We start from the raw sequence: 12,322 nt of genomic DNA on the forward strand, positions 1-12,322 counted from the left end.
CCTGCACGGCCCGCATATCCTGCATGGCGCGCGCTGCACGCGCCAGCGAACCCTGTGTCTGCCGCGCCGCCGCAGCCGCCTGCTGCGCTGCATAGGTTGCGGCATCCGACGCGATGTTCGGTGCGGAAGTCGCCAAGGTGCTGCCGCCGTTCAGGGCGCGGGCATCAACGCCAGTCGATCCCAGCAGGACGCTGACGACACTGACGCTGGCCAGCATCAACCGGCGCGACAAAGGCGAGCCTGCAGACACGATCGCGACCGCCTGCATCCGCGCATCGCGCATCGATCGGGATTTCAGGCTGCAGCGAATCTTGCGTGCGGGCATCTCAGGTCCTTTCGCGAAAACAACATCGGTTTCATTACGAAGACGGATGCCACATGCGGTTTCCACCGAAATGACGACTCTTTTTTCGCGCCTAGTATGAACAGATGCCGCAGCGAATGGGATGGTCAGCCAACAAGTACGACACCGCCGGGCAGCGAGCGCACCCGCAGATCCATGGCTTTGGAAATGAAATCAATGACGTCGTCGATCCGGTCGAGGCGAAAATTAGCCACCACCTGGCGCCGCGCGAGCGCCGGATCGAGCAACACGACGCGACCCGCACGATAACGATTGACCTCGTCGATGACCTCCGCCAGGGGCGCACGTCGGAACATTAACAGGCCACGCTGCCAGGCCGTGACGAGTTCCGAATCGACTGGCGCGACATCGCCATTGCCGTCTTCGTCGTATTTGACCTGCTGCCCCGATGCGAGCGCGAATGACTTGTCGTGGCACGTGACATCCACGCGACCATCGATGCAATTGACGCGAACATTCGACCCGGTCTTGCGGATGATGAACGATGCGTCCCGCGACATCACACGTCCTGAACCAGCCACCACGGTAATGTCTGCCGCATGTCCAGGACGGCTGGCGATGGCGGCCTCGCCGGCCAACAGCTCAAGCTGCACATTGCCATCGCGTGGAGATCTGACGTCGAGACTGGTTCGCGTATTCAGCTCGATGGCGACCCGGTCGTGAAGATCGAGCTGGCGCTGCTCACCGGTTCCGGTGCGATAATCGGCCGCCAGTTCCATCGCCGAAGGCCACAGATCGAGCGGCGGCCTGACCACCGCGACGCCGGCTGCCGAAGCAGCCAGAGCGGCACCGCCGATCAGGACGCCGCGCCGGCTCGGCCGGAAATTTGAGCGCAGCACCGTCGCGGTTGCAGGAGCCGCAGCGGGAGCGCGCTCGGCCTGCTGCGCGGCATCGTGCAGCACCGTCCAGAGCAGCGACGCCTCGGCGAATTCGGAGGCGTGGGCCGGACTGATGGCGCGCCAGCGGTCGAGCGCTGCGAGGTCGTCTGTGGTCGCCTTGCCGCTCTGGAGCCGCCGCAACCAGCCGAGCGCTTCGGCACGCAGCGATGCTGCCGATGCGCCGCGGATCGGCGCCGGCATATCCGGATCGGTGCTATCGGTCTCGAACTGTTTCATCATGTCGAAGACGGTTCTCGACCGCCGCTTCCGCCCCCAATGTGACGATTTTTATTCAGGACATCGCTGAGATAGTCCAGCGCAAGGCTCAATTCGCGGTCGACCACCCGCACAGTGATGCCGTGGCGGACGGCGATTTCCTTGTAGGGCAGTTCCTCCAGCCGGGCAGCGATGAAGATCGCGCGGCGGCGCGGCGGCAGCTGATTGATCGCGACCGACAGCGCCTGCACCTCCATCCGCGCTTCGGCGATCCGACCGGGATTGAGATCATCCTGGGCGCGCCGATGCAGCGCGTCGAGCTCGGCGACGGTGACTTGGGCGCGTTCCGAGCGACCTCGATCGGCGGCCAGGTTAATGGCGATGCGATAGAGATAGGCACGAGGATTGCGCACAGCCATCGCCGATCCGCCGGCCTGGGCGCGGTCGAGCTTGAGCCAGGCTTCGTGCAGCAATTCGCTGGCGAAATCGGCCGACCCATAGCGGCGCGCCAGCCGTTCCCGCAGGCCATGATAATCGTCCACCAGAAGTCGGCGCAGCGTCGTGAAGAAATTTTCGGTCACCGGATATTGACCGCATTGCCCGGGATCGCGCCTATTCTGGCGCAATAGTCCGCGCTTGCGCCTTCCGAGGTGACCAGCAACGTGATTGGCTGCGGCAGACCGCTCGGCGGCGCGCCGAAGGCAAGGCCGCGAAACCGCGCCTTCAGCAAGGCATCGCGGTCTGCATCGCCCGATGATGTGAGTAATTGGGCGCGGTCGACCATCCCGTCGGCCCCGATCCATAGCCGCGCCATGGTCCGATAAGCGCCCGGTGTCGTATCCACCCGCTCGCACAACACCCTCCCCAATGCGATCTGGATCGTCGCCGAATATGACTCGAAGCGCTGCGCGGACGAAGGAGGCACCTCACGCGAGGAAGCAGATATGTTGCCAGTTGGTACGGGAACGATTGCAAATCCCTGCCCTTCGACGGCACGAACCGCAAGCCCGCTGCCGGACACCATCTGACGCAGCGCTGCCTCCGGTGTAAATCGCCCCACGACCGAATTTGAATGACGGCCATCCGTGATCGAAGCGTCGAGTAACAATTGTTCTTTTGAAATCCTGCCGAACGCCTCCAATGCCCGGTCAAGCGGCATCGTCGGCAGATTGAAGTCCAGGAACTTTTCGGCCGCATGCGCGAGATGTATGAGCGACATTGCCAGCACAGCGCCACTCAACAGCCGGAGAACGCTCATCATGAGCCCGCATTAATTCGTACCGCACCGCCGCGTTACCATGAACCATGATGTTATCGTCAAAGCGCGATCTTCGAAATAGCGCGCGCTGACCACTTGCATTCGTGCGGTTATCCGGCGTGTGGTATCCACAGCGTGTGACAATGCGGTGACAAATTATATCCTCAATCCTTCGATTAAGATTTGATGACATTAGAGGCATTGAGCCGATGTCCGCTTTGCGCCAAAGGCGGACGGCTTTGTTGCCGGTCGTTATCGTACCTCGATATTTACGAACGCAGACGACTGGCTCGCAATCCTTGCGCAGCCCCTACGGAACTAGATCTGACAATCGATGCTTGATGAATTGTCCGGCTGACCTAAGCGCCAACCTCGCGTCTGTAAGGCCGCCATTCCACAGAGGCCATGCATGGATCATGTCGGGCCATACCTCCAAGGTCGTCGCGACGTCGGCTATCGCGGCAGCCTCCGCGAAACGCGTCGCGTCTGCGAGCAAAGTTTCGGCTGACCCGACCTGAATGAGTGTTGGAGGAAATCCGCTGAGGTTCGAGAACAGCGGAGACAGAAATGGGCTCCTGCGGTCGAGCGATGCCGGAGCATAGGCGTCAGCCAGTTCCTCGAGGTAGCCACGGTGGATGATCGGATCGATCTGGTCCTTGCTCTGTAGCGTCGTCCCGGACATTGAAAGATCGGTCCAGGGCGAAATCAGCCAAGCGCATGCCGGCGGCTCCTCATTGGCGCTGCGCAAAGCATTGATCAGGGTAATTGTGAGATTGCCGCCAGCGCTGTCACCGCCAACTACGATATTGCCGGCATCTATGCCCTGCTGGCGCAGATATCGCCAAGGTGCTTATGCCAGCAGCCCGCCCCGCCTCTGTCACGAGGCGTCGATGACTGAGGATTGATCCCGAACAAAAACCGCCGCCATGAAAATACAGAAGCACGCGCGTCGTATCTGCCCCCGGTGAGAAGGACCATTCCCCCGCGACATTTCCGCAATCGACAGTCCGCAACTCGACATCGTCGGCCACCGGCCAGATCGACCCGACTTCATCAAGTCGCTGCCGGCGCTGATCCCACCCGACCGGGCGGGGCTTTGACAACAGTACTGCGCGAATATTCGCAATCCCACTTTCGGCCAAGGATGATCTCCCCCGAACATTGGTGAAAATTGAGCGGCAATGTCAAAACTCGCAGAAGCACGTCTAGAGGGAACGCGGGTATTGCGCCAGCAGCGGACATTGCGAGACAAATTAAGACGAAGTTTGACGGTCACATTGCTCGTCCGTGCGATGAACATCAGGCGCCTCGCCGCCAACTGATAGTCAATCGGTTGATCGAGTACTGAGAACGTCAATCATCATCGCGACTTACAGCAATCACACGCAGGCGCACTGTTGCACCGGGCCACGACTGGGCCACTTGACCTTATGCGATTGATTTCATGAATCCGCCGATGACGCTGCCGATTAGGCAAATCCATTCCATTGCCGGTGAGAACGCAATCTATGAAATATTCGCCGCCATTGCCGTCATCTGTGATCTGCCCGAACCTGATGACTCCTTCGTCTCGCAGCCAAATGACTATGTCGGCAAATAGGCGCTCGAAGTCCGCTCCCTCAGGGTAGCCAGCATTTCGGATGCCTTCCCGAAATTGATCAACGCCGAGATCCACACGAGCAATTCCGTTCTTTAGCAGCTCACGAAGTATCGCGGCGACGACCAAGCCCTGGGCATCTAGATTGTCCGGCCAGGAGCGAGGTTCATCTTCAGACCCATTTCGTGTCCTCCCCGATTCGTGATCAGGTACACAATTGCATGGATGGCAGGCGGCCGCGAGTCGCGGGCCGGTTGCTCCCGTTATTCACAGACTACGCGAAGGTAGATCATGTCGGAATTGGTCGCTTCAACTAGATGAAATGCGAGACGTCATATGGCTCTTGTTCTTGGCCCGAGCCCCACACTCCCGAATAGCAGCGGGGTATCTATGGTGCGTCAGGATTCTGCTTCTCGTTTCGAGTGCGCCCAACCAGAGGAACAAGCCCGTTAGCGATCCGAAAGGCAGCATAATCCATCCGAAGGCGGCCGGGAAATCTCGACCATCGAACGTGCCGCTAAGAAAGCCCCACGCTAGCCAGAGCAGCGGCACGGCAAAACACACTGCCATCATCTTGAACACATTGGGGTTCATCGAGGCCTACCTTAGAATATCGGAATCCGTTGTCGCCACTATCGGCTCACTCAAAGATCGCCCGACAATCGCATTGCCCCCTCTACTCCAATCGGTGCAGCGGTCCCGATCTCGATATCTGGATGCTTCCATTCTTCACTGCCCCAGTGGGGGGCATAGCTGTACTTTGTTTGATTGACGTCGGTCTGGCACGTCTAGCCGGAGTGACGAGCAGACCTCGCATCTCCCAACCAAACGACGACCGCCCCAATGAGAGCTCATGACAAAGGTGCAGAATTTGAGATGCCTACTATCATCGGAGCGCTTATTTTCTTGGTACCGATCGTCCTTCTAGCGGGCGACGGGTCGAAGCTTGCGGCGTCACGCTTATCTGCGGGTTGGGTTTGGCTAAAGATCGCGGTCGAGACGGTTATGCTCGCCGGTTGCTTGTTCGGCTTCATCGCTGCTTTGCAATTCTACCCAGACGAACTGGGTTCATCATTGATATTAATAGCGCTCGCGGGACTCGGGGCTATTGTGTGCGGGAGCGCAATTGTCGGCAACCTCCCAGGATTGCAGCCGCGCTCCTGACCAAGGACCCAATGTGCTTCTACTTTAACGGCACGACATCCCTTCGGACATGTCGCCCCAATAGCCGCACTGAGTGGCCGATGCAGCGGGCCTGTTTAGATGCGCGGATCGCGGGCGCTGAGATCGCTGCGGAAGAGGACAAGAAATGCAGCCGCCAGTACGGCAGCCGGAAGGAAGATGAATAATCGTTTTTTCATGTCGCGCTTCTTACGCGATCCCGCCCCGTTTTCCAAATGACGTCGCTAGACGGCCACCAGCTATCGCGAGATCATCCTAGACGCAACTACCCTATATGATGTTCTATTCTTGGTGTGTCGGCTACGTGATCTCCTTTGGAATCTTCCGAATGGCACTTTCTTGTATCGTGCGCGTGTGGCCGAAAATCAGAACCATCTCTAGAGAACGAGCCCAGCACTCCGGAATAAACAACGAGCAGCAAATGCGAACGCCTGCGATCATCCTACCATTGTCCGCGGCCGGGACGGTTATTTCCGGCCTTTGCTACCTCATCATCTCTACGCCTAACCACTTCGCGAAGGCCGCAGCCATAAGAGCAAATCCGAATGGTGACATATTTTGGCTAGAGGACTGGGAATTTAATCGAATGGCCAGCCTGGCATGCGCTGGCGTTTCGTTGGTCATCTTTGTCTGGTCTTACATTGTACTATGGAAAGCGCAGCGTGATGAACAGACGCCGCCACGTTCTTGAGCAGCGAGCCAAACCTTCCTGACCGATTGCAAACTCAGAGAACCGGGGACGTCACGATGAGTCTTTTTAGGAGAGTTGCGTTACTGATCGCAGCAGCGCTTCTTTTCGCCATTCTCGACGTGATTTTTGCGATCGTCTGTATGTTTGTCCACTCAAAACTTTGGCTGGGACGGGTCGATATCACCGCCTACCACACGGCGGCAGTCCTGCTCTGGCCGATGCTGCTGGGGGGATTAGTGTCCTGCGCTGGACTTTACTGGGTGTGGAGGAAGTCTGGCCAAGATAGGGCCAGCCCGCTCCAGCAAGGATGACGCCCTACCCCCATCGAATAAAATGGCGGGGTGCCAGACGTCCCCGGCGCCGTCTGAAAGTGGATTGAACAGCATATGCGCATTGAGCCAGGCGACTACGAAGTTCTCGTAAACGAACAGCGGACTGGCGGCACTTATGCCGATCTCAAGATCGCTGTCGCGGTTGCAGAGAGGCTGCACAAAAGCAATGCCCCTCACACGATCACTGTTCGTAGCATCTCTGCGGGCGTCACCGTCTGGCCGACTCCAGCCTCTGACGGATCCCGGTGACACCTCCCTGCTCGGCGGGCCGAACGCGGCGCACGACTCGGAAAGACCGTGGTGACACATGCGAAACGAAAGACGATTTCGACCACGGCTTGACGCTCCCCGATACCCCCCGCCAAATCCTGGCGCTCCGCCGACGCGACTTGGCGGCGAACGCACTGGGAAGTGTCAATAACGCTGACCGAAAGCCACAGATCTCGGACAGTTGCCTCAAGCAATGCTTCATGAGAGGCTGTGCTACTGGCCGAGCCTAAAAACCCGGGCCTATGACCCCGGTGCCGGCGATGCGTGACTCTCTTCGACTCGTGCGGGGGAATCAGATGACGCAAAACAACACGGTGGCGAAGACCCGTAATAACATTTCGGTAGCGTTGGTCGTCAACGGCACCGGACAGCGGTTTTCAGTTGCGCCTTGGACAACATTGCTCGACGCGCTCCGTGACCAGCTCGACCTAACCGGTACCAAAAAGGGCTGCGACCATGGTCAGTGCGGTGCTTGCACGGTGCTGGTTGATGGTCGCCGCGTCAATTCATGCCTGACGCTAGTAGTCATGAAGGACGGCGCTGAAGTGACAACTATTGAAGGCCTTGCGCCCAGCGGCGGCCTGCATCCGCTGCAACAGGCCTTTATCGACCACGACGCCTTCCAGTGCGGGTACTGTACCCCCGGACAGATTTGCTCGGCGGCAGGGCTGATCGCCGAAGGCAAGGCGAAGACCGACGATGAAATCCGCGAGCTAATGAGCGGCAATCTCTGCCGCTGTGCCGCCTATCCCAACATTGTTGCAGCGATCAGGCAGGCAATGTCCGTGATGGTTGAAAAGCCATGATCAATTTTCATTATTCGCGTGCGAGCGACGTTGCGGACGCAGTGCAGCAGATCAGGGCGGACCCGGCCGCCAAATTTATCGCTGGCGGCACAAACCTCCTCGACCTGATGAAAGAGGATGTCGAGCGCCCGTCCCTGCTCATCGACATTACACGTCTACCGCTCAAGACCGTTGGGGAAACAGCTGGCGGTGGTGTGCGGATCGGCGCACTCGTGCCGAACAGCGACTTCTCCTACCACCCTCTGATCGAGCAGCGGTATCCGGTCGTTTCCAGCGCAATCCGGGCCGGTGCCTCGCAGCAATTGCGCAATATGGCCTCAACCGGTGGGAACTTGCTGCAACGGACACGCTGCGCTTACTTCTACGATACGGTGACGCCGTGCAACAAGCGGACACCCGGCAGCGGCTGCTCCGCAATCAACGGCATTAATCGGGGGCATGCGATTCTCGGTACAAGCGAAGCCTGCATCGCCACGCACCCATCCGACATGTGCGTGGCTCTATTGGCCCTGGAAGCAACAGTTCACGTTGCGGGGCCCAAAGGTGAACGCGCGATTGCCATTGCGGACTTCCACCGGCTCCCCGGCGACACACCGCAGCGGGACACCAATCTGGATCGGGATGAAATCATCATTGCGATTGAACTCCCCGCGCAAGGCTTCGCCAAAAACTACACTTACCTTAAAATACGCGACCGTCTCTCTTACGCCTTCGCGCTTGTGTCAGTCGCGGTCGGACTAGAGATGGACGGCGGCACTATTCGCCAAGCGCGACTCGCACTCGGTGGCGTCGCGCACAAGCCGTGGCGGGATTTCGCAGCCGAAGCGGCCTTGAATGGTCAGGTTGCGAGCCCTGAGACCTTTAGGCGTGCTGCGGATGTGCTGCTACGTGACGCCAAGGGCTTTGCCCACAACACTTTCAAGATCGAACTGGCGCGCCAAGCGGCAATGCGCGCGCTGACCCAAGCTGCAAATGGCACGCCGCAGTCGCAATCGAATAAGAAGATCGCGTGAGGGCGCGATGGCCCAATTCACTGCTCCCTGCCCGCCGCGTGAAGGCGACATTAGCCGCCGCAGCGTCCTGCAGGGTGCTGTTGCGCTTGGGGCGCTCGGACCCGTCCGAGCCGCAGACGTGGTGCCTCATGCCGCCATCGCAGTCGACCACAAAAGCCAAGTGAGCAAGCCAATGACCTCTTACATCGGTACTGCGACCTCGCGCATTGACGGACACGCGAAGGTGACCGGCGGGGCTAAATACGCCGCCGAATTCAACGTGCCTGGCCTCGTCCACGCTTTCGTTGTCGCATCGACCATCGCTAAAGGACGCATCTTGCGTATCGATGCGAGCGAGGCGCTCCGCGTGGAGGGCGTAATCGATGTGCTGACGCACGAAAAACGGCCGCGCATGGCCGATACCGATCAAGCTTACAAAGACGATGTGGCGCCGGAGGGCACGCCGTTCCGGCCGCTTTATGACGGCAGGATCCTATTCAACGGACAACCGGTGGCCCTTGTGCTTGCGGAAAGGTGGGAGATCGCGCGCTTAGCCGCCTCGCTGGTGCACGTGGAGTACGAACAGGAAGCGCACGTCACGGACCCGTACCGTCAGCGTGAAGCCGCCTTCGTATTGCCGGAGCCGGCGAAATCGCGGGGCAATGCAGCAGAGGCCTTTGCCGCGGCCGATGTGCGCCACCAAGGCGAGTATCACGTCCCGATCGAACATCACAATCCCATGGAACCGTTTGCGTCGACGGTGACATGGGACGGCGGCGGCAAGCTGACGGTCTATGACAAGACCCAAGGTGTGCAGAACGTTCAGCGCTATGTGTGCAGCATATTCGACATGAATCCGGACGATGTGCGCGTCGTATCGCCATTTGTTGGTGGGGCGTTCGGCTCGGGACTGCGTCCGCAATATCAAGTGGTCCTGGCCGTGCTTGCGGCACGCGCGCTGGAGCGCTCAGTCCGTCTCGTTCTGACGCGCCAGCAGATGTATTCGCTTGGTTACCGACCCGCCATGATTCAACGAATTGAGTTGGGCGCGACTACCGGTGGAACGCTCAATGCGATCACGCACGATGCGATCACGGTGACGTCGCAATACGAAGACTTCTATCGGAACGAGACTACGTGGTCCGGCTTGCTCTACAAATCCGCTAATGCGCAGTACACGCACAAACTCACCCGACTCGATCTTCCGACATCATGCGACATGCGCGGTCCGAGCGCTACGACTGGTGTCTATGCGCTCGAATCCGCGATGGACGAACTCGCGGTTGCACTTAGCCTTGACCCGCTAGAACTGCGTCTGCGGTGTTACTCGGATCGCGATCAGAACAACGGCGACGTGCCGTTCAGCAGCAAGAATTTGCGCGAATGCTACCGCCAAGGTGCGGAAATGTTTGGTTGGGAAAAGCGCAACCGCGAGCCCCGTTCGATGCGCGACGGCAGCGAGCTGGTCGGCTGGGGCATGGCGACAGGCGTCTGGGAAGCGCTACAGGTCCCGATCACTGTCCGAATTAAGCTGACCGCGAACGGTCACGCTGAGGTGGCATGCGCAACCTCGGATATCGGCACGGGCACCTACACCATCATGGCCCAGGTAGCGGCCGACGCGCTCGGACTGCCGCTCGACAACATTAGTATCAAGCTTGGCGACTCCACACTCCCGCAATCGCCGGTAGAAGGTGGATCATGGATCGCGGCATCGGTGTCAAACGGGATCGTGACGACAAGCAACGCGATCCGCGAGGAATTACTGCGTCTGGCGAAGCGAGTGCCGGATTCGCCGTTCGCAAATGCAACAAGCGACGAGGTCGCACTTGCGGACGGCAGGCTCGTGAGCCGGCTAGATGCGTCGCGCGCGATATCGATCGCGGACGTGATGCGGGTTGGCGCAGTCGACCGCATCGAACAGGAGAAATCCACCAGCTTTGCCAATGACGGAAAGCATGCGCACAACGCGCATTCTGCGCTCTTCGCTGAAGTGAAGGTGGACGAACAGCTTAGTGTCATCCGCGTTACCCGCATCGTGAGTGCGGTTGCGGCCGGGCGAATCTTGAACCCCAAGACAGCGCACAGCCAGGTCATGGGCGGCGTGGTGTGGGGTATTGGAATGGCGCTGCACGAGGAGACGCTGATCGATCACAAGTTCGGTCGCATCATGAATGCCAACATCGCCGAATACCATGTCCCGGTAAATGCCGACGTTCACGACATCAAGGTGATCTTCGTCGAGGAGCAGGATCACATCGTCAATCCGCTCGGCATCAAGGGTTTGGGTGAGATCGGTCTTGTCGGCGTCGCCGCGGCAATAGCCAATGCGATCTACCACGCGACCGGAAAACGAGTGCGCGATCTGCCGATTACATTAGATAAGTTGCAGCGCTGATTTCTGCGGAGCTCGAGCCCAACAAAGCCGCCCGGGCTACACGCCTGACGGTCTCTTCGGCGCGGTGGGATATTGATTGATGGAACTAGCACCCCTGAGGCTGCTTGAGCCTTGCTGGAGGCAGGCATGCGCGCGGGCACGGTAGCTTTAATCGCAGCATTGGCGGCCCTTCTCGGTGCTGCTGGCTGGTACGCGTACCAAGGCCTCATCGTGCCTGGCGAGCCCATGCCGCGGGATAGCTACATCGCGCTGACGATCGGTGTGGTTTTATCCATTATCGTCGGCGCCGGGTTGATGACCCTGCTCTTCTTTAGCAGTCGGCGCGGGTACGACGAGCCGCCTACTTTCAAGAAAGAGGATTGAAACCGACTGGCCAGCAAAAAGTCGCGGCTATCGTCAGGTCACCTGCCAGCACAGGGCAATGAGCCTCAACGTCGCCCCAGCCGTCGATTGCAAAGCTACACAGCTATGAGCGCTACCGAACCGGCAGACCACAAACCTCGGCATATAGTTGACGTACAATTTGTTGGTGCGGCATCAGGTTCGGACCCGGGGATGGTTTATTGGACCACGAAATCAAGAAGCCCGCTCGTCTGCAACGGCTTCACGGCCTATCGATCCAGGTGCGTCAGATTGTCATCGGTCGCCTAGATGACTTGCAGGCTTGGCGGGTTTCCACCCTGCTGCGCGATGCAACGACGCCGGCGGAGGCAGACGAAGCGGAACGTCAACTAAAAGTCTGGGAATCACTAGCCCTGCAAGGAGAAGTCCGTGCAGGGTCTGAAAGAATTAGCTCATGATGGTTTATCAAGAAAACATCGCGCCGCCGACACCGCTGCCGTCAACCGACGACGAGACGACAAAATTAAAACTGAAGGTGGCCGCTGACGAAGATCGTTGGGTCAAAAACTTCATTGACCGTTTGACGGGCGCTCTTCGGGGTACTTAAGGCATCGAACAAGAGGCTAGCCACAGCGTCAGGTCCTGACCGCAAAGCGTTCGCTGGTATTGCACTTCGTGCATTCGAAGGTCCGCACGTCCATGCCCGGTGCAGTAGGCTCAATGGAGTCAAGCCGCATAGGTGTGCCGCATTTAGAGCAAGGCAGGATTCCGATTTCAGCGCGGCTGAATAGTGGATTTGGATGGATTGATGACATCATGCTTCCCCCTATTGGGCGGGAGCATTCGAGGACTCTCAGTCACCGGTAAAGACCACGAAGGGGCCGGTGATGGATGGAACTAGACGCCTCATAGGTCCGGTTGTCGGCTCAGTTCAAATTAGGCCACTGCCTACTTGCGCCCATCGTCCGGGTTCCGTCGCTGAAACTAATGCAATCT

The 12,322-nt window shown here is 59.0% G+C and carries 11 protein-coding genes and 1 pseudogene; 7 read left to right on the plus strand and 5 right to left on the minus strand.

The genetic code is table 11. The annotated features are described in order from the left end of the window. From A4A58_RS22445 to A4A58_RS22465, 5 genes and pseudogenes are all read right to left on the minus strand, one after another. On the minus strand, window positions 1–325 hold a 325-nt coding region (locus tag A4A58_RS22445; protein WP_139069904.1), incomplete at its 3' end, for a hypothetical protein. Window positions 326–450: 125 nt separating this feature from the next. Further along, complete coding sequence (locus tag A4A58_RS22450) at window positions 451–1,479, minus strand: FecR family protein (RefSeq protein ID WP_158005722.1); 1,029 nt, start codon at window positions 1,477–1,479, stop codon at window positions 451–453. After that, on the minus strand, window positions 1,479–2,039 hold the full coding sequence (locus A4A58_RS22455; protein WP_068736339.1) for an RNA polymerase sigma factor: 561 nt from the start codon (window positions 2,037–2,039) through the stop codon (window positions 1,479–1,481). The genes A4A58_RS22450 and A4A58_RS22455 overlap by 1 nt, the downstream gene beginning before the upstream one ends. Continuing rightward, window positions 2,036–2,677, minus strand: coding sequence for a secretin and TonB N-terminal domain-containing protein (locus tag A4A58_RS30870; RefSeq protein WP_349509590.1), 642 nt, complete (start codon window positions 2,675–2,677; stop codon window positions 2,036–2,038). The genes A4A58_RS22455 and A4A58_RS30870 overlap by 4 nt, the downstream gene beginning before the upstream one ends. Before the next feature lie 349 nt (window positions 2,678–3,026). Then, a pseudogene (locus tag A4A58_RS22465) lies at window positions 3,027–3,858 on the minus strand (alpha/beta hydrolase fold domain-containing protein). A 302-nt stretch (window positions 3,859–4,160) separates the two neighbouring features. On the opposite strand from A4A58_RS22465, the gene A4A58_RS30875 reads away from it, so the two are divergent. From A4A58_RS30875 to A4A58_RS30885, 7 genes are all read left to right on the plus strand, one after another. Then, a complete protein-coding gene (locus A4A58_RS30875) occupies window positions 4,161–4,316 on the plus strand; it encodes a hypothetical protein (RefSeq protein ID WP_158005724.1) in 156 nt (51 codons plus the stop codon). Window positions 4,317–7,084: 2,768 nt separating this feature from the next. After that, complete coding sequence (locus A4A58_RS22490) at window positions 7,085–7,594, plus strand: (2Fe-2S)-binding protein (RefSeq protein ID WP_068736350.1); 510 nt, start codon at window positions 7,085–7,087, stop codon at window positions 7,592–7,594. Then, a complete protein-coding gene (locus A4A58_RS22495) occupies window positions 7,591–8,607 on the plus strand; it encodes an FAD binding domain-containing protein (RefSeq protein ID WP_068736352.1) in 1,017 nt (338 codons plus the stop codon). Before A4A58_RS22490 ends, A4A58_RS22495 begins: the two co-directional genes overlap by 4 nt. A gap of 172 nt (window positions 8,608–8,779) precedes the next feature. Continuing rightward, window positions 8,780–10,984, plus strand: coding sequence for a xanthine dehydrogenase family protein molybdopterin-binding subunit (locus A4A58_RS22500; protein WP_068736354.1), 2,205 nt, complete (start codon window positions 8,780–8,782; stop codon window positions 10,982–10,984). 126 nt (window positions 10,985–11,110) lie between these two features. After that, on the plus strand, window positions 11,111–11,347 hold the full coding sequence (locus A4A58_RS22505) for a hypothetical protein (protein WP_068736869.1): 237 nt from the start codon (window positions 11,111–11,113) through the stop codon (window positions 11,345–11,347). 200 nt (window positions 11,348–11,547) lie between these two features. Next, complete coding sequence (locus A4A58_RS30425; RefSeq protein ID WP_139069905.1) at window positions 11,548–11,784, plus strand: hypothetical protein; 237 nt, start codon at window positions 11,548–11,550, stop codon at window positions 11,782–11,784. Then, window positions 11,784–11,933 (plus strand): hypothetical protein, encoded by a 150-nt coding sequence (locus A4A58_RS30885; protein ID WP_158005725.1) that lies wholly within the window; start codon window positions 11,784–11,786, stop codon window positions 11,931–11,933. The genes A4A58_RS30425 and A4A58_RS30885 overlap by 1 nt, the downstream gene beginning before the upstream one ends. Window positions 11,934–12,322: the final 389 nt, after the last annotated feature.

The sequence above is a fragment of the Tardiphaga robiniae genome (assembly GCF_001618955.1).
Classification (GTDB): Bacteria; Pseudomonadota; Alphaproteobacteria; order Rhizobiales; family Xanthobacteraceae; genus Tardiphaga; species Tardiphaga robiniae_A.

Excerpts from the sequence above, each read along its gene's own strand:
- A4A58_RS22450 (WP_158005722.1), bottom strand. The coding sequence starts at position 1,479 with ATGAAACAGTTCGAGACCGATAGCACCGATCCGGATATGCCGGCGCCG.
- A4A58_RS30870 (WP_349509590.1), bottom strand. The coding sequence starts at position 2,677 with ATGTCGCTCATACATCTCGCGCATGCGGCCGAAAAGTTCCTGGACTTC.
- A4A58_RS30875 (WP_158005724.1), top strand. The coding sequence starts at position 4,161 with ATGAATCCGCCGATGACGCTGCCGATTAGGCAAATCCATTCCATTGCC.
- A4A58_RS22490 (WP_068736350.1), top strand. The coding sequence starts at position 7,085 with ATGACGCAAAACAACACGGTGGCGAAGACCCGTAATAACATTTCGGTA.
- A4A58_RS22495 (WP_068736352.1), top strand. The coding sequence starts at position 7,591 with ATGATCAATTTTCATTATTCGCGTGCGAGCGACGTTGCGGACGCAGTG.
- A4A58_RS22500 (WP_068736354.1), top strand. The coding sequence starts at position 8,780 with ATGACCTCTTACATCGGTACTGCGACCTCGCGCATTGACGGACACGCG.
- A4A58_RS22505 (WP_068736869.1), top strand. The coding sequence starts at position 11,111 with ATGCGCGCGGGCACGGTAGCTTTAATCGCAGCATTGGCGGCCCTTCTC.
- A4A58_RS30885 (WP_158005725.1), top strand. The coding sequence starts at position 11,784 with ATGGTTTATCAAGAAAACATCGCGCCGCCGACACCGCTGCCGTCAACC.